15 protein-coding genes are annotated in these 15,843 nt (G+C 67.9%); 10 read left to right on the top strand and 5 right to left on the bottom strand.

Annotated features, from left to right (window positions below):
* Positions 1-168: 168 nt before the first annotated feature.
* Together AB4Y40_RS03580 and AB4Y40_RS03575 are read left to right on the top strand one after the other, a co-directional pair.
* Positions 169-1,086, top strand: a complete 918-nt coding sequence (locus AB4Y40_RS03580) for a LysR family transcriptional regulator (RefSeq protein ID WP_368686462.1) — start codon at positions 169-171, stop codon at positions 1,084-1,086.
* A 132-nt stretch (positions 1,087-1,218) separates the two neighbouring features.
* A complete protein-coding gene (locus tag AB4Y40_RS03575) occupies positions 1,219-1,968 on the top strand; it encodes an SDR family oxidoreductase (RefSeq protein ID WP_368686461.1) in 750 nt (249 codons plus the stop codon).
* Between the two features lie 69 nt (positions 1,969-2,037).
* Here AB4Y40_RS03575 and AB4Y40_RS03570 read toward each other — a convergent pair whose 3' ends face one another.
* Positions 2,038-3,240 (bottom strand): ammonium transporter, encoded by a 1,203-nt coding sequence (locus AB4Y40_RS03570; protein ID WP_254314253.1) that lies wholly within the window; start codon positions 3,238-3,240, stop codon positions 2,038-2,040.
* 406 nt (positions 3,241-3,646) lie between these two features.
* On the opposite strand from AB4Y40_RS03570, the gene AB4Y40_RS03565 reads away from it, so the two are divergent.
* Positions 3,647-5,437: an ATP-binding protein gene (locus AB4Y40_RS03565; RefSeq protein ID WP_368686460.1), complete on the top strand. Its 1,791-nt coding sequence runs from the start codon at positions 3,647-3,649 to the stop codon at positions 5,435-5,437.
* Between the two features lie 16 nt (positions 5,438-5,453).
* Here AB4Y40_RS03565 and AB4Y40_RS03560 read toward each other — a convergent pair whose 3' ends face one another.
* Both AB4Y40_RS03560 and AB4Y40_RS03555 read right to left on the bottom strand, forming a co-directional pair.
* Positions 5,454-5,783, bottom strand: coding sequence for a hypothetical protein (locus AB4Y40_RS03560; protein ID WP_368686459.1), 330 nt, complete (start codon positions 5,781-5,783; stop codon positions 5,454-5,456).
* A 145-nt stretch (positions 5,784-5,928) separates the two neighbouring features.
* Positions 5,929-6,510, bottom strand: a complete 582-nt coding sequence (locus tag AB4Y40_RS03555; RefSeq protein WP_342920672.1) for a DJ-1/PfpI family protein — start codon at positions 6,508-6,510, stop codon at positions 5,929-5,931.
* Between the two features lie 59 nt (positions 6,511-6,569).
* On the opposite strand from AB4Y40_RS03555, the gene AB4Y40_RS03550 reads away from it, so the two are divergent.
* The 5 genes from AB4Y40_RS03550 to AB4Y40_RS03530 all read left to right on the top strand — a co-directional run bounded on the left by AB4Y40_RS03550 (position 6,570) and on the right by AB4Y40_RS03530 (position 11,509).
* A complete protein-coding gene (locus AB4Y40_RS03550) occupies positions 6,570-7,106 on the top strand; it encodes a GNAT family N-acetyltransferase (protein WP_368686458.1) in 537 nt (178 codons plus the stop codon).
* 2 nt (positions 7,107-7,108) lie between these two features.
* Entirely contained in the window at positions 7,109-7,567 is a 459-nt protein-coding gene (locus tag AB4Y40_RS03545; RefSeq protein ID WP_368686457.1) for a hypothetical protein, read from the top strand.
* 125 nt (positions 7,568-7,692) lie between these two features.
* A complete protein-coding gene (locus AB4Y40_RS03540; protein ID WP_368686456.1) occupies positions 7,693-8,148 on the top strand; it encodes an Rrf2 family transcriptional regulator in 456 nt (151 codons plus the stop codon).
* A 105-nt stretch (positions 8,149-8,253) separates the two neighbouring features.
* Positions 8,254-8,898 (top strand): NAD(P)-dependent oxidoreductase, encoded by a 645-nt coding sequence (locus AB4Y40_RS03535; protein WP_368686455.1) that lies wholly within the window; start codon positions 8,254-8,256, stop codon positions 8,896-8,898.
* A 268-nt stretch (positions 8,899-9,166) separates the two neighbouring features.
* Positions 9,167-11,509, top strand: a complete 2,343-nt coding sequence (locus tag AB4Y40_RS03530; RefSeq protein ID WP_368686712.1) for a mechanosensitive ion channel family protein — start codon at positions 9,167-9,169, stop codon at positions 11,507-11,509.
* 220 nt (positions 11,510-11,729) lie between these two features.
* Here the strand turns inward: AB4Y40_RS03530 and AB4Y40_RS03525 are convergent, their stop codons facing one another.
* Positions 11,730-12,338 (bottom strand): cysteine dioxygenase, encoded by a 609-nt coding sequence (locus AB4Y40_RS03525; protein ID WP_368686454.1) that lies wholly within the window; start codon positions 12,336-12,338, stop codon positions 11,730-11,732.
* 125 nt (positions 12,339-12,463) lie between these two features.
* On the opposite strand from AB4Y40_RS03525, the gene AB4Y40_RS03520 reads away from it, so the two are divergent.
* Both AB4Y40_RS03520 and AB4Y40_RS03515 read left to right on the top strand, forming a co-directional pair.
* Positions 12,464-12,925 carry an Lrp/AsnC family transcriptional regulator gene (locus AB4Y40_RS03520; RefSeq protein WP_028204798.1) on the top strand — a complete coding sequence of 154 codons (462 nt, stop codon included), beginning with the start codon at positions 12,464-12,466 and terminating at the stop codon, positions 12,923-12,925.
* A gap of 93 nt (positions 12,926-13,018) precedes the next feature.
* The gene (locus tag AB4Y40_RS03515) at positions 13,019-13,213 is read left to right on the top strand and encodes a hypothetical protein (RefSeq protein WP_368686453.1); all 195 of its coding nucleotides are present in this window, start codon (positions 13,019-13,021) and stop codon (positions 13,211-13,213) included.
* A 20-nt stretch (positions 13,214-13,233) separates the two neighbouring features.
* On the opposite strand, the gene AB4Y40_RS03510 is transcribed toward AB4Y40_RS03515, so the two are convergent.
* Positions 13,234-15,768, bottom strand: coding sequence for an FUSC family membrane protein (locus AB4Y40_RS03510; protein ID WP_368686452.1), 2,535 nt, complete (start codon positions 15,766-15,768; stop codon positions 13,234-13,236).
* Between the last annotated feature and the right edge of the window lie 75 nt (positions 15,769-15,843).

The following is a 15,843-nucleotide window of genomic DNA, read 5'->3' as shown; positions in this document are numbered from 1 at the left end:
TGCGTTCGATTCTCGGGCGGGTCATTACGCGAGGCAACGACAATTTTGTTGGACAGACCGTCAAGGCGACTTTGACAGTCTGCGCGCACGGCCGCGGCGTCATGTGATCCGACCCGCGCCGCATTTCTGCCATACCATCGCGTGATCACCCGTTCGATGGAGTCGCACATGCTCTCCGAAGAGGAACTGGCGTTGCTCGACGCCATCCGCGAAACCGGCAGCCTGTCGCGCGCGGCGGCACGCCTGAACAAGGCGCCTTCCACGATTTCGCACGCGGCGCGCCAACTCGAGGCGCGCTTCGACGCGCTGCTGTTCGACCGCCGGCGCTACCGGCTGCAACTCACTCCGGCCGGCCATCTGCTCGCCGAGGAGGCGAGCCGCCTGATGCAGGACGTGGCGCGCATGACGCAGCGCGTGCGGCAGGTCGCGAACGGCTGGGAAGACCGCTTGTGGATCGTCACCGACGAGATCGTCGAATTCGAATTGCTGATGCCAGTGATCCGCGACTTCGACGCGCTGCAGTCGGGGGTCAAGCTGCGTTTCACGCACGAGGTGCTCGCCGGCACCTGGGAGGCGCTGCGCGACGGCCGCGCCGATCTCATCGTCGGCGCGACCAACGAGCCGCCCGCCATCGACGGCCTGCACTGGTTCGAACTCGGCGTGGTGGAGTGGGCGTTCGCCGTGGCGCCGCGCCATCGGCTCGCACGCGAGCAGGCGCCGCTCACGCGCGAGCGTATGCTGGCCGAGCGCGGCGTGGCGGTCGGCGATTCGGCGCGGCTCACGCCGGGGCGCGGCTACGGGTTGTTCGGGGGGCAGGAGGTGCTGGCGGTGCCGTCGATGCGCGCGAAGATCCTCGCGCAGCGCGAGGGCCTCGGCGTCGGCTGGGTGCCGCGGCGGCGCGCCGCGAAGCTCATCGAGCGCGGCGAACTGGTGGAGAAGGTCACGGCGAATCCGCGCGAGCCGAACATGCTTTACGTGGCGTGGCGCGGCGAACACGTGGGGCGCGCACTGCAATGGTGGATCGACAGGCTGCGCGAACCGCGTCTTGCCAGGCGCCTCGTTGACGGGATCGAGGTCACGGGCTGAAGCCGGCTGCCCGCGCAAACGTTCGACGGCTTCGAACGTTTGCGCCAAAACCGTCGTACGGCAGAAAGCGCGCTGCCCGGCAATATGGCATCACAGTCTCAGATCGAGACTATCCCCTTCAAGGAGAACGTCATGAACCGCTTTGCAAACAAAACTGTCCTCGTCACCGGCGGAACCAGCGGCATCGGCCTCGCGGCCGCGCAAGCCTACGCCGCCGAAGGCGCGCACGTCATCGTCACGGGCCGCGACGAAGCCGGTCTCGAAGCCGCTCGGCGCGCGCTCGGCGCGAACGCACACGCATGGCGCAACGACGCGGCCTCGATCACCGGCGCGCGCGAACTGGCCGCCGCCGTGCGCGACGCCGGCCTGCGCCTCGACGCGGTGTTCGTCAACGCGGGCGTGGCGAAGCTCGCGCCGTTCGAGCAAGTGGACGAAGCGCTCTGGGATGTCACCTTCGACACCAACGTGAAGGGCGCTTACTTCCAGATTCAGGCGCTCCTGCCAGTGCTCAACGACGGTGCGGCCATCGTGCTCAACGGCTCGATCAACGCCCATATCGGCATGCCCACTTCGTCGGTGTATGCGGCGAGCAAGGCCGCGCTGATCTCGTTCGCCAAGACGCTTTCGGCCGAACTGCTGCCGCGCGGCATTCGCGTGAACGTCGTGAGCCCCGGTCCCGTGAAGACGCCGCTCTACAACAAGTTCGGCATGGATGCCGCCACGCTCGCGGCGGCCGAGGAATCGATTCGTGGGCTGGTGCCGCTCAAGCGCTTTGCAACGGTGGAGGAGATCGCTTCGACCGTGCTGCATCTGAGCGCGGCCGAATCGGCCTTCATGATCGGCACCGAAGTGATCGTCGCCGGCGGCATGGGCCAGCTTTGATGGCTAGTTAGTGATGCGTGCGGCGTGCGGGCGGCAGGGCGCCGCCCGCATGAGCGTGTTGCGCACCGGTCAGGAAACCGTTTCGCGTTCCGGGGTGGCCGTGATCTTGTGGATCGACAGGTCGGTGCCGTTGAATTCCTGTTCGCGATCGATGCGCAGGCCGACGAATTTGCGCAACAGTCCGTACACCACGAGGCCGCCGAGGAAGGCGATCACGATGCCTGCAAGCGTGCCGACGATCTGCGCGCCGAGCGAGACGCCGCCCAGCCCGCCGAGCCAGCGCTGGCCGAAAATGCCTGCGGCGATGCCGCCCCATGCGCCGCACAGGCCGTGCAGGGGCCACACCCCGAGCACATCGTCGATGCGCCAGCGGTTCTGCACGCAGGTGAACATATAGACGAACAGCGCGCCGGCCACCGCCCCCGTCACTAGCGCGCCGAGCGGATGCATGATGTCCGAGCCCGCGCACACGGCCACGAGCCCCGCGAGCGGCCCGTTGTAGGTGAAGCCCGGATCGTTGCGGCCCGCGAACCACGCGGCGAGCGTGCCGCCCACCATCGCCATGAGCGAGTTGACGGCGACGAGACCGCTGATCTTGTCGATGGTCTGCGCGCTCATCACGTTGAAGCCGAACCAGCCCACCGCGAGCACCCACGCGCCGAGCGCGAGGAACGGGATGTTCGAAGGCGGATGCGCGGCGATGCGGCCGTCGCGCGTATAGCGGCCGTGGCGCGGCCCGAGCAGCAGCACGGCCGGCAGCGCGATCCAGCCGCCGAACGCGTGGACGACCACCGACCCCGCGAAGTCATGGAACGGCACGCCGAACACGTGCGTCATCGCATCTTCGAAACCGAGGCGGTTGTTCCACACCATCCCTTCGAAGAACGGGTAGATGAAGCCGACGATCACGAAGGTCGCGAACAGCTGCGGATTGAACTTCGAGCGCTCGGCGATGCCGCCCGACACGATGGCCGGAATGGCCGCCGCGAAGGTGAGCAGGAAGAAGAAGCGCACGAGCGCGTAGCCGTTGTGCTCGGCGAGCACGTCGGCGTGCGAGAAGAACTGCACGCCGTAGGCGAGCGTATAGCCGATGAAGAAGTAGGCGATCGTCGAAATCGAAAAATCGACGAGGATCTTGACGAGCGCATTGACCTGGTTCTTCTTGCGCACGGTGCCGAGTTCGAGAAACGCGAACCCCGCGTGCATGGCGAGCACCATGGCGGCACCCAGCAGCAGAAATAGCGTGTCGGTGCCGGTTTTTAGATTGTCCATCTGGCGTACCCAGTTTGCCCAAAATGGGCGCATAGTGAGCAAGATGCGGGCCAGCTTCGGCGCCAAACTGGTGAATTTGCGGCCGCAACAGGCGTCAAGCCGGTGCGGCCGTGCACCGATGCGGAAAAATAGTCGATACCGTGTCGTCAGAGCGCGTGCTGAGATCTGGGGCACATGCACCATGTTTCGGCACAAACTCGGGCCTGCGCGCAAAGGTGGGGAAATCGCGCGCCAGAATAGGGCGATTGATTCGATTTTCCTTTCCGGATCAACGGATTGTCGGCTAATCGAAATCATCTCGCGTTTTCGTGAAGGATAAACTTCGGGCGGACATAGGGCGCAAACGCCGACATAATGGCCAGATTGCCACCTCACGCACGTCCGGTCGCCCGGTACCCGCCACGCAATGCGCCTCACGACCAAAGGGCTTCTGCTGATCGCGATTCCCGCCGTATTCGAACTGAGCCTGCTGTCGGCCATCGTGAAGGCCGAGACCGACGCCGCCGCCGCGGAGCGTTGGGGCCAGCACAGCCAGGCCGTGCTGGCGCAGGCTTCGCGCGTGCTCGAACCGGTGCTGGTCGAGTCGGTCAAGCTGCGCGGTGCGGTGGCGGCCAACGACACGAGCTACGCCACACCGGTTTCGATGTGGATGGACGTGGACCGCCGCATCGACCGGCTCGTCGATCTCGTCTCCGATAATCCCTCGCAGGTCGAGCGCGCCGTGCAGATCCGTTACGCCGTGCAGAACTATCGTCAATGGTCGGACCGCGTGCAGGACCTGTTGCGCTCGGGTCGGCGCGCCGACCTCGCCGAGCGCTTTCGCGCGCTGATGGCCGCCGACGTGCTGGACCGCGTGCGCACGCAGATCGTCTCGCTACAGACCGAGGAGCGCCGCCTCGACGTGTTGCGGGTGTCCGCCGCCGAAGCGGCGCGCGCCCAGCAGCAGACGCTCGTGATGACGGCCGTGCTCGGCTCGATCGTGCTGGTCGCGCTTGCCGTCTGGGTGTTTACGCGCGGCGTGCGCGGGCGGCTCGATGCGCTGTCCGACAACGCGAACCGGCTGGCCGCGAACGAGCCGCTCACGCCGCTCACGGCGGGCAGCGACGAAATCGCCGAACTCGACCTGACGCTGCACCAGATCAGCCACCGGCTGATCGAAGCCGAGCGGCTGCGCCTCGGTTTTCAGGCGGACCTCGCGCGGCGCGCGGACCAGCTCGCGCGCATCAACGAAAACCTGCGCCAGCAGACGCAGGAAAACGAGATGTTCATCCACGGCGTGTCGCACGATCTGCGCGCGCCGCTCGTGAACCTGCAGGGCTTCTCGCGCGAGCTCAATCACGCATGCAACGACCTGCGCGAGCGCATCGCCCATTCTTCGCTCTCGCCGCAGGCGCGCGCGCGCATCGAGCGGACCATCAACGAGGACATCGGCGAGGCGCTGCGCTATCTGCAAACGGCCGTGCTGCGCGCATCGCACATCATCGACGCGCTGCTGCGGCTCGCGCGCGTGGGGCGCGTGGAGTACCGGCGACAGCGCGTGAGCGTGCAGGAGCTGGTGCAGCGCGTGGTCGACGCGATGCACGCCTCGATCCGCGCACGCGGCGCGCAGGTGAGCGTGCAAACGCTGCCCGACGTATGGGGCGACCCGACGGCGCTCGAGCAGGTGTTTGCAAACCTGATCGGCAACGCGCTGAACTATCTCGATCCGGCGCGCGACGGGCGCGTCGAGATCGGCACGGCTCATGCCCCGCCGGGCGTGGAGTCGCTGCAGATTTTCTATGTGCGCGACAACGGGCTCGGCATCCCCGAGGTGGGCCTGCCGCGGCTCTTTCAGGCGTTCCAGCGCATGCACGGCAACGTGGCGGCGGGCGAGGGCATCGGGCTCGCGCTCGTGCGCCGCGTGGTCGAGCGGCACGGTGGGCGCGTCTGGGTGGAGTCGACGGAAGGCGAGGGGACGACGTTCTATCTGTCGCTGCCCGATGCGCTTGCAGTCGCGCCGCCGTTGCCCGGCGACGCGGAACAGATCATCAGCGCGCTCGAACGCGCGGAGCGTTCGGAAGCTTCGCCCGGTGGCCTGGCAGGATATGCTGCCGGCGATGGCGCGGGCGGCGCGGGTGGTGCGAACCCGAAGGGCAGCGTGCGAAGCGAATTGCGGACGGCACCCGCCACGGCGTTGCGACCACCGGCGGGCGCTTAGCCCCCCAGACCAGCGCTCAGCACGGGCTGAAGATGCGCCGCGGCTTGAGCAGGCGGCTCGCGCGAAACGTCCAGATGGCGCCCACGCCAGCGAGCGCCAGCGCGATGGCCAGCATGGTGTGATGACTGATGGCGATGCCGAACGGCTCGCCCAGCGGCAAGGCGAAGCTGCGCACGAGCATGAGCAGCGCGGCCCACAGCGCCAACGCGCCCAGCAGGAGCAGACGCGTGCCGTGCACGTGGCGCGCGCGGTCGCTCAAGCCGCCTTTGCGGCCGCCGCGCCTGCAAAAGAAGAGGATCGCCGCCAGGGCGACCGCGAGTATCACCAGCCAGTCGGTTAGCTCCACGACACGCACTCCGTACTCCAGAACAAGTGGCGGCTATTCTGGCCAGCGGGGCGTTGCGGTGATATCGGACCAGTCCGAATTGGCGGCCGGCGCGCGCCGCGCCCCGTGCGAAACGGGGGCGACGTGCGACAGTATCAGCGCTCGCTCACGGCTCGATGCGCGTGCCGAGGAGCGCGAGGAACTGGCGCAGCCACTCGGGATGGGCGGGCCACGCCGGCGCGGTGACGAAGGGCGCGTCCGTCACGGCGCTGTCGATGGCGATGTCGGCGTATTCGCCGCCCGCGAGCCGCACCTCGGGCGCGCACGCCGGATAGGCCGAAATGCGCTTGCCGCGGATCACCTCGGCCGCGGCGAGCAGCTGGGCCGCATGGCAGATCGCCGCGATGGGCTTGTTCGCGTGGGCGAAGTGACGCACCATCTCGATGACCTTCGGGTCGAGACGCAGGTATTCGGGCGCGCGGCCCCCCGCAATGGCGAGCGCGTCGTAGCTGGCGGCGTCGATTTCGTCGAAGGTCGCGTTGAGCGCGAACTGGTGCCCCGGCTTTTCGGTGTAGGTCTGGTCGCCCTCGAAGTCGTGGATGGCGGTCTTCACGCGCTCGCCGGCCTTCTTGCCGGGGCACACGGCGTCGACGCGGTGGCCGACGGCCTGCAGCGCCTGGAACGGCACCATCGTTTCATAGTCTTCGGCAAAATCGCCGGTGAGGAACAGGATCTTCTTGACGGCCATCGTTTGTCTCCAGAGGTGGACGGTGGAACAGATCGTGCGCGTGGGCAGTCTACTCCATCATGTTTGACGATTTCGCAAAGCGCGGCGTCGCGGGCGACGCACTGCAAACCATCGACTGGCGGCGCTACGTGCCGGGCCGCGATGCGAGCGCGCTGGCCGCCTTGTTTCGCGCGTCCGTGACCACGCTCGCGGCCTCGCGCTACGACGCGGCGCAGCGCAGCGCGTGGGCCGCGGCCGCCGACGATCTCGCGGACTTCGACGCGCGCCTGGCACGCGGCGTCACGCTCGTGGCGCACTGTGACGGCGCGGCGGCGGCGTTCGGGCAGCTCTTTCCGCTCGATCACGTCGAGATGCTTTACGTCGCGCCGGCGTGGTCGCGCCGCGGCCTCGCGACGGCGATGCTGGCGCGGCTCGAAGCGCTCGCGCGCGAGGCGCGCTCGACGGTGTTGAGCGCCGATGCGAGCGCGGTGTCGCGGCCGGTCTTCGAGCGCGCGGGCTTTTCGCTGATTTCGTCAGAAACGGTGTTGCGCGACGGCGTATCATTGCCGCGTTTTCATCTATGCAAGCCGCTTCATGCGGCGAATTTTTCAGGATGACCATGTATTCGAAGGTTTCGACGCAAAGGCTCACGCTTGCCTCCCTGCTCGTGTGTGCGGCGCTCGCCGCCGGCTGTAACAAGCACGACGCTTCCGCACCCGATCTGGGCAAGCAGTCCGCCGACGCCGTGAAGCAGGCCACCCAGGACGCCGCCAGCCAGGCCGCGCAGCAGGCGGCGCAAACGCTCGACAAGGCCGCGAGCTTCGTGAACCAGCAACTCGGTGCAGCGCAGCAGAAGCTCGATTCGGCGGCCTCGCAAGGTCAGCAGGCGAGCGCGTCCACGGCCGAGCTGGCTTCGGCGGCGCAGGGCCAGCTGCGCGGCGCGGCAAGCACGGCGCAAGCCTTGCTCGGGCAGGCCGCCGCGGCCACCGGCACCGGTTTGACGAGTGCGGGACACTCGTTGCAACGCTGGGCGAGCAACGCCGCCGCGTCGGCGCCGGCATCGGATGCCGGGAAGTAAGGCCGCAGCCGTGCGGCCCTCGGCTCACGACTTGACGCTACGAATTAATGTAATTATGATGGTTACACTTTTTGGCGCAGGGGGTTCGCACCATTCGCGCGCCGCTCAGCAGTGGCAGGTTCGCCGTGAATACGAGTAGCCGTTTCGCTTTTGCCGTTCACGTGCTCGCGCTGCTGGCGCAGCAGGAGGGCGTGCCGCTGTCGTCGGAGATCATCGCGGGCAGCGTGAACACGAATCCGGCGCTGATTCGCCGGCTCCTGTCGATGCTTGCCGGCGCGGGCCTCACGACGTCGCAACTGGGCGCGGGCGGTGGCGCGCTGCTGGCGCGCGAGCCGCAGGCAATCACGCTGCTCGACGTCTACCACGCGGTCGACGACGCGCAGTTGTTCGCCATGCACCGCGAGGAGCCGAATCCGGCCTGCCTCGTCGGGCGTCATATCCAGCAGACGCTGCGCGGCGTGATCGACGATGCACAGCGCGCCATGGAGGCGTCGCTCGCCACCCGCACGCTCGCGGACGTCGTCGACGACATGGCGCGCAGCGAGCGCAAGCTCGAACGCGCGCGGGCGCGGCGAGCCTGAGCGGGTTGCGCGCAACCAGAGTCATCAGCGGGGCATTGCCCCGTTTTTTCGCCCCTCAAATGTAACTTCGTTAGTTACATAAATACGGAAAACAGGAGTCAGTTCATGAGCAAGACGCTGAAAATCGCCCTCTTTGGCGCAACGGGCATGGTCGGTTCGCGCATCGCCGCCGAAGCGGCGCGCCGCGGCCACGAGGTGAGCGCGCTGGTGCGCCAGCCGGAACGCGTGGCGGCCGCACCGAACGTCCACGCGGCGAAGGCCGATCTGCTCGACGCGGCGAGCATCGCCGCCGCGGTGCGCGGCCACGATGTAGTGGCGAGCGCCTACGCGCCGCCCAAGGATCAGCTCGACGACCTGCTGGTCGCGAGCCGCGCGCTCGTGGACGGCGTGCGCGCTGCAGGGCTCAAGCGTCTCGTGGTGGTGGGCGGCGCCGGTTCGCTGGAAGTCGCGCCCGGCAAGCAGCTCGTCGATACCGCGGGCTTCCCCGACGCCTACAAGGCGATCGCGCTCGCCCATCGCGAGGCGTTCGACTACTACCGCACGGTCGCCGACATCGACTGGACCTTCTTCGCGCCGGCCGCGATCATCGCACCCGGCGAGCGCACGGGCACGTTCCGCACGGGCGCCAATACGCTGATCGCCGATGCGAAGGGCGAGAGCCGCATTTCGGCCGAGGACTACGCGATCGCCTTCGTCGACGAACTGGAGCAGGGCCGCTTTATTCGTCAGATCACAACGGTGGCCTACTGAGGCGCGCCCCGCGCGCTGACAAACTGTTACGCACGCGCGCGGCGCGGCGAGGTGGAGTGCGGCTAAACTGGAACGTCCTGTTTTTTGCCCCTCCGCCATGAATTCCAGCATCGGACGCGATGGCGCGGGCGCCGGGCCGTCGCGCATGCGCTTCGGACCGGCGGATCGTGCACTTCTTTCGCGCGCCGCGCCGGCGCGCTGGTGTGTACGCGCGTTCCTGCGCGCGCTCATGCTCCTCGCATGCCTCGCGGCGTGCCTCGCCATGCCCATGCGGGCCGCCGCCCAGGCCGCGCCGGCGCCCGTGCTGCCGGTGCTCAAGAGCATCATCACCGGGGCGCCGGCGGCGGCCTCGGGGGCTTCTGCGGCCGAGGCGGCCTCGGCGCCGTCAGCGGCGAGCCAGGCCGAGTTCACGCGCTCGCTCGACAGCGTCATTACCACGCTCGACAACGAGCGCCAGCGCACCGCGCTCCTGAATCAGCTCAAGAAGCTGCGCAGCGCATCGCAAAACGTGGCGCCCGCGCCCGCTTCGGGCGCGGCGGCGAACTCGCCGGGGCTGCTGGGCGCGATCGCATCCGGGCTCGCCTCGGTCGAGGCGGACGCGCGCCGCGGCCGCAGTCCGTTTCACTACTGGGCGGGGCGCTTCAGGGCAGCCGGCGTCGAGCTTTACGACATCGCCTCGGGCGGGGAGGGCGAAAGCCTCGGCCGCATCGTGTTCGATCTGTTCGCCATGCTGGCCGGCTGGGGCGCGTGCGCCGCGGTGCTGCGCTGGATCGAGCGGCGGCTGCTCAGGCGTTTCGATGTCGAGACCGGCCTGCGGCCCGATCCGCGCACCATCGATCTGCTGATTTTCGTCGTGCATCGTGCGGCGCCATGGATCGTGGCGTTCCTTGGCGCGCTCGTGGTCGAGCGTTCGCTGCCGGACGCGCTCGGGCGCACGCTCGCGCTCGTGATCGCGTACGCGATCGTCGCGGGCGCGGTGTTCTCGTCGATCTGCCTGATCATGTTTTCGCTGTTCGGCTCGGGGCACCGGCGCGCGGCCGTGCGCCTCCTGATCGCGCGCTCGCGCCGGCTGCTCTTTGCGATCGGCGTGCTGGCCGCGCTCGGCGACGCCGCGACCAATTTCGAAGTCGCGCGCCAGTTGGGCGCGAACCTGGCCGCCCTTGTCAGCACCGCCGCGAACATGGCGGCCGCGGTGTTGACGGTGATGTTCGCCTTTGGCTTCCGGCGGCCGGTCGCGCATCTGATCCGCAACCGCAGCTATTCGCTGCGCCACGGCCACAAGGCGCTCACCGAAGTCCTCGACGTGCTCGCCTCGCTCTGGCAACTGCCGATGCTGCTGCTCGCCGGCGCTTCGATCGTTGCGACGTTTGGCGGCATCGGCAGCCGCGACGACGTGCTGCAGATCTCGGTGGTCTCCGCGCTCCTGCTCGTGCTCGCGTTCTTCCTCTCGGCGGTCGTGCTGCGCATCACGCGGCCGAACCCCGCGCGCGTGCGGCGGCGCTCGCCGTATCTGCGGCGCCTGTTGCGCTTTGCCGGCACGCTGCTCGTGGTGTTCATCTGGTTCGCGTATTTCGAATCGTGCGCGCGCCTCTGGGACATTTCGCTCGCCGCGATCATCGAGGCGAGCGTGGCCGCGCGCGGCATCGCGCACGCCATTTTCGCGATCGTGTCGACGGTGTTTCTCGCCTGGCTCGTCTGGATCACGGTCGATACTGCGATTCTCGAAGCGCTCAATCCGAGCGGTCCGCGCACCAAGGGCCGCGCGCCCAGCACGCGCGCGCGCACCATGCTGCCGCTCGTGCGCAATGCGGTGCTCGTGACGATCCTCACCATCACCGGCATCGTCACCGCGGCGAATCTCGGCATCAACGTCACGCCGCTGCTCGCCGGCGCTGGCGTGATCGGTCTTGCCATCGGCTTTGGCGCGCAGTCGCTGGTGGCCGACCTCATCACCGGTCTGTTCATCATCATCGAGGAGACGATTTCGGTGGGCGACTGGATCGACATCGACAACGGCCATGCGGGCACAGTCGAGCATCTGTCGATCCGCACCGTGCGGCTGCGCGACGGGCAGGGCGCGATCCACGCCATTCCGTTCTCGCAGATCAAGATCGTGAAGAACCTCTCGCGCGATTTCGCGTTCGCCGTGTTCGAAGTGCGCGTGCCATTCTCGGTCGATCTCGATACGGTCACGCGGATGATTCGCGAGACCGGCGCGGAACTCGTGGCCGACTTCCGCTATCGCCGCGAGATACTCGGGCCCGTGGAAGTGTGGGGACTCGACCGGTTCGACCCGAACTGGATGGTCGTGAAAGGGCAGATCAAGACGCGGCCGCTGCAGCAGTGGAGCGTGGCGCGTGCGTTCAATGCGCGCCTGAAGCGCCACATGGACGAGGCCGGCATCGAGATGCCGGTGCCGCAGATGCAGGTGCACATGTCCTCGCGCGGCGGCGATGTCGAGGAGCCGCATGGTCATCCGCATCCGTCTGGCGTGCACGTGGGGGGCGGCGTCGCGCGCGATGCCTCGCACGAGCCGCGGCCTGCGCCGCCGCCCACAGCGGGCCCCGAGGGCGCGCCGCCGCAGATTCCCACCGCGGGCAGCCGCGGCTGAACGGCTGCGGCGCTCAGGCCGACTCAAATCACCTTGTCGCGCCGCAGTTGCGCGAGCGCCGGGCGGTTGCGCGGCGGCGTTGCTCGGTCAGCTTGTGCTTTCGTTCGGTATGCTGATGATTGGCGATATCGTGTCGGCCAGGCAATGCGGCGCGCTCCCCAATCAACGAGGGCGCACGGCAACGCACTATGGCGCCTTCGATGGATATGGGGCAGTCGCGTTAAGACACGAGCGCCGTCTTGCGCACGAGCGGCAGCACGTCGTTGACCTGCGTGCCGATGTCTTCGGCGGCGACGCCGTAGACATGCAGCGAGACGGCCTGCGCGTCGCTGCCGTTCGACAGCCGGTGAATGCCGGTGCGCCCGCGACCGCCGAACGACATCGCGCCGCTCGCGCGCGGATGCGAGCGAACCACGTCGGCGCCCTGGCGTGCGTCATCCCACGCGTAGAGCGTTTCGGTCAGCGTGCCGTCGAGCACGGCGTAACCGCACCACGTGTGATGCGCATGGATCGGGCTCGCGTGGCCCGGCTGCCAGACCAGCGCCGCGACCGTGTAGCGGCCGCGGCGGTCGGCCGCGATGACATGACGCCGGTACGTCTCGGCGCTGCCTTCGCGCTGCGCGTGCGTGACGAGCGCCGGGTCGGCGAGCGCACGCGTGAGCGCCGCGCGCATGCCGCGCGCGAAGCGGGCGCAGCGCGACGGGTCGGCGGGCGTCGCGCAGGCATCGAAGGCGGCGTCGAGTGCGGCGGTGAAGCGCGCGATGGCGGCAGCATGCTGCTCCGCGGTATGGACGGCGCTCAACAGGGCGAGTTCGGCAGGGGCGTTCATGGCGTGTTCTTCTTCCGGTATCTACAAGAAGATTTATAGCCGTTCGCACCGAGAAAGAGTTTTCCTATTCTTTTCCCGTTTGCCCATCGTGTAGAATAAATTTCTACGCTTCGGGGAGTGCGGAAATGGATCTCATCGACAGAAAGCTGGTGGAGCTGCTGCAGCAGGACGCGACCATGCCGGTCGCGGAATTGGCGCAGCGCGTCAATCTTTCGCAAACGCCGTGCTGGAAGCGCGTGCAGCGCCTGAAGGAAACGGGCGTGATCCGCGCGCAGGTCGCGCTGTGCGACCCGCGCAAGCTCGGCGTGGGGACGACGGTGTTCGTCGCCGTGCGCACGAACCAGCACACCGAGGCATGGGCGCAGACCTTCACGCGCGCCGTGCAGGAGATTCCCGAGATCGTCGAGGCGTATCGCATGAGCGGCGAGACCGACTATCTGCTGCGCATCGTGGTCTCCGATATCGACGATTTCGACCGCGTCTACAAGCAGCTCATTCGCGCCGTGCCGCTGTTCGACGTCAGTTCGAGCTTCGCGATGGAGCAGCTCAAATATTCGACGGCGCTGCCGGTGCGCAGCGGCACCTAGCGGCACCCGGCGGCCCGCGGCGCAAGCCGTCTGCAAGGCATGGCGGCGTAGAATGCCCGTTCCTGTCATCCAATTCGAGGCTGGGCACGACCGATGAACGAACCGCGCAAGAAGAACCCCACCGTTGGCGTTGCCGTGCTCATCGTCGTGGTGGTGCTGTTCGTGATCGGCACCGTGCTGTTCAACGCGCTGAAGAGCAAGCGCGAGTACGACGAGACCGTGGGCGCCGGCGCGGCGCATGCGTCCGCGAGCACGGCCGCCTCGCAAGCCGGCGGCTCGACGCAGTGACGCGCCGGGCCTTCGCGTGCTTATTCCTCCGGTAGCCGGATGATGCTCGCGTCCCGGCGAATCAGCCAGGACGCCGTGATCATCTGCTTGCACTGGTGGGCGAGCAGCTTGAGTTCCTGCGCCAGTTCCGCCGAGGCGCCGAGTGCCCGCTCGGCTTCCACCACCATCGCATCGAGTTCGCGCGTGAGCTGCTTCGTGATGTCGGCCTGATCGGCGGGCGCCGCCATGCCCGCTTCGGCGGCGACGAGGTTCTCGCGCACGCACGACAGCGCGCGCTCGAGCGCGTCGAGCTTGACCTCCGGCTGGTCGGGCCGCGCCGTGCTGCGCAGGAGCGGGGCGGTGGCCGTGATCTGCGAGGCGAGCACGTGGCTGCGCACGAGCAGGTCGTTGAGCTCGGGCACGAACTTCTGCGCGGCCTTCGGTTCGAGCATCATGCGCTGGAACGCCTGGCCGAGATTCGCGAACGCCACGTGCACGTTCTTGCGCGCGAGCCGGTAGCGGAAGTCGCGCGCGAGCGACGGTGCCGCAGCGGCCGCGCCCGCGGTGGCCTGCGCGGTTTGCGCAGCGGCCTTCGCGCCCACGGCCGACACGGGCGAGCCCGGCGCGCCGGCTGTGGGCGAGTCGTCGAGGGTCGCGGCGGTGGCGACGACGGGTTCCTCGATGACGCTCGCCGCGTTCGCCGAAGCGCTCGCCATCGCACTCACGCTGCCGGGCGGCAGCGGATTCGCCGCGCCACCCGCATCGGTTGCGCGCGTCGCCGCGGGCGCCGCATGGGCGGCCACGCGTGCGCCGGCCTCGCTCACCGCGGCTCCCGCGAACGCCGGCTGCGGCGCGCTCGTGCGCCCGCTCCACCACCAGCTCGCCTCGAGATAGCTGCGCGTCGCGGCGATCATGTCGTGCACGAGCTTGCCCATCAGGCGGTATTCCCAGTACGGGAACAGATGGCTCGCGGCGATGGCGATCATGCAGCCCACCACCGTGTCGATCGCGCGCTCGCCGATGATGCGCATGCTGCCCGGCGCGAGCAGATGAAACATCAGGAGCACGTAGGCCGACGTGAACACCACGCTCGCCGTGTAGTTGAAGAGCAGGAGGCTGTAGCTCATCACCATCGCCGCGAACATCGAGACGAGCAGCACGAGCGGCTGCTTCACGAGCAGGATCAACGCAATACTGGCGATACAGCCGATCAGTGTGCCGACGATACGCTGCGCGTTGCGCTGGCGCGTGAGCGAGTAGCCGGGCTTCAGGATGATGATGCTCGTCATCACGATCCAGTAGGCGTTGGTGAGCGGCAGAAGCCGCCCGAGCCAGAAGCCGACCGCCACGGCGATCGTCACGCGCAGCGCGTGGCGAAAGCTCGGCGAGGCCATCGTGAGATTCGAGAAGATCTGCAGCCAGGACACGCGGCGGTTCGTCACGAAGCGCGTGAGCGCCTCGTCGATGCGCAGCTCGGTCTCGGTCGTCGGCACTTCGCTCGCGAGGCTGCGGCGCATGCGGTCGATCAGGCGTGTCGCGCTCCAGATGCGCCGGAACGACGCCGAGATCGCCGCATAGGCCTCCGGGTCGGTCGCGGCCAGGTCGCGCTTTTTCAGCAGCTCGAGTTCGTATTCGATGGCGCGCAATTCGGCCTTCACGTTCACGCTCGCGCGCGGTGCCTCGTTTTGCAGCACCGCGAGGCCGATGTCTTCGAGATCGGCGGCGGCCTTGCGGATCAGGTCGCGGTAGAACACGAGCAGGTCGGAGCCGCCGAAGGTGTTGCGCACGAGCGGGTAGTCGGTGTGCGCGCCCACGAACAGCTCGTGCAGATCGACCGTGTTGATGAACAGGTTGAAGTGCATTGCGCGCCGCGCATCGACCTTGCCGGCCCTGAGCTTGGGCAGGTTGCGCAGTACGATGTCGCGCGCCGCGTCCTGGCGCTCCACAGCGGCGATCTGCTTCGCGACGAGGTTGCGATAGCACTCGTCGAGATCGTTGTCGAGGTCGAAGAACTGGGCGCGCGCGAGCAGGTAGTCGGCGCAGGCGAACACGCTTTCGGCGAGCGCCTGCTGCTCGATGCGATCGAGCATGAGCTGGCTGATCAAGGTCGACCACGCCGTGTACCAGAGGCCGCCCAGCAGAATCCACAACGCATTGACGAGCGCGAGGTGCGGCGTGAAATGCTCTTCGAGTGTCATCACCATCATGAAGAGGGTGGCGAAGCTGATCTGCGGCCAGCGGTTGCCGTAGACCACGATCAGCGAGAGCACGAAGGTGAGCGGCACCACGGTGGCCCAGAGCGCGATGGGACTGAAGGTGGCGAGGCCCGTGGCGTAAGCGGAGAGGAACCCGATCACGCTGCACGCGAGCATTTCGTTGCGCTTGTATTTGAGCGGCCCCGGCATGTCGACCACGCAGGCGCCGAGCGCGCCGGTCGAGATGGTGAAGCCCAGCTCGCTCTTGTGAAAGACGAACAGGCACAGGACGGCGGGAAGCGAGATGCCGATCGCGATGCGCAGGCCGCCGTAAAAGTACTGGCTATAGAGGAATTTCCTGATTTCTACGGAGTAGCGCATCGACTGCCGGGGAAGTTCGAGAGCGGACGGTACGCCGCGGACTGTGGCGCTGAGTCTAACGTATTTCGGGCGCGA

Source organism: Paraburkholderia sp. EG287B, from assembly GCF_040965595.1.
Taxonomy (GTDB): Bacteria; Pseudomonadota; Gammaproteobacteria; order Burkholderiales; family Burkholderiaceae; genus Paraburkholderia.
This window is presented reverse-complemented; position numbering and strand designations above follow the sequence as displayed.

Bases quoted from the DNA above. Each gene is read 5' to 3' on its own strand.
- AB4Y40_RS03565 (WP_368686460.1), top strand. From the start codon at position 3,647: ATGCGCCTCACGACCAAAGGGCTTCTGCTGATCGCGATTCCCGCCGTA.
- AB4Y40_RS03580 (WP_368686462.1), top strand. From the start codon at position 169: ATGCTCTCCGAAGAGGAACTGGCGTTGCTCGACGCCATCCGCGAAACC.
- AB4Y40_RS03530 (WP_368686712.1), top strand. From the start codon at position 9,167: ATGCGGGCCGCCGCCCAGGCCGCGCCGGCGCCCGTGCTGCCGGTGCTC.
- AB4Y40_RS03575 (WP_368686461.1), top strand. From the start codon at position 1,219: ATGAACCGCTTTGCAAACAAAACTGTCCTCGTCACCGGCGGAACCAGC.
- AB4Y40_RS03550 (WP_368686458.1), top strand. From the start codon at position 6,570: ATGTTTGACGATTTCGCAAAGCGCGGCGTCGCGGGCGACGCACTGCAA.
- AB4Y40_RS03525 (WP_368686454.1), bottom strand. From the start codon at position 12,338: ATGAACGCCCCTGCCGAACTCGCCCTGTTGAGCGCCGTCCATACCGCG.
- AB4Y40_RS03570 (WP_254314253.1), bottom strand. From the start codon at position 3,240: ATGGACAATCTAAAAACCGGCACCGACACGCTATTTCTGCTGCTGGGT.
- AB4Y40_RS03555 (WP_342920672.1), bottom strand. From the start codon at position 6,510: ATGGCCGTCAAGAAGATCCTGTTCCTCACCGGCGATTTTGCCGAAGAC.
- AB4Y40_RS03510 (WP_368686452.1), bottom strand. From the start codon at position 15,768: ATGCGCTACTCCGTAGAAATCAGGAAATTCCTCTATAGCCAGTACTTT.
- AB4Y40_RS03515 (WP_368686453.1), top strand. From the start codon at position 13,019: ATGAACGAACCGCGCAAGAAGAACCCCACCGTTGGCGTTGCCGTGCTC.
- AB4Y40_RS03545 (WP_368686457.1), top strand. From the start codon at position 7,109: ATGTATTCGAAGGTTTCGACGCAAAGGCTCACGCTTGCCTCCCTGCTC.
- AB4Y40_RS03535 (WP_368686455.1), top strand. From the start codon at position 8,254: ATGAGCAAGACGCTGAAAATCGCCCTCTTTGGCGCAACGGGCATGGTC.
- AB4Y40_RS03520 (WP_028204798.1), top strand. From the start codon at position 12,464: ATGGATCTCATCGACAGAAAGCTGGTGGAGCTGCTGCAGCAGGACGCG.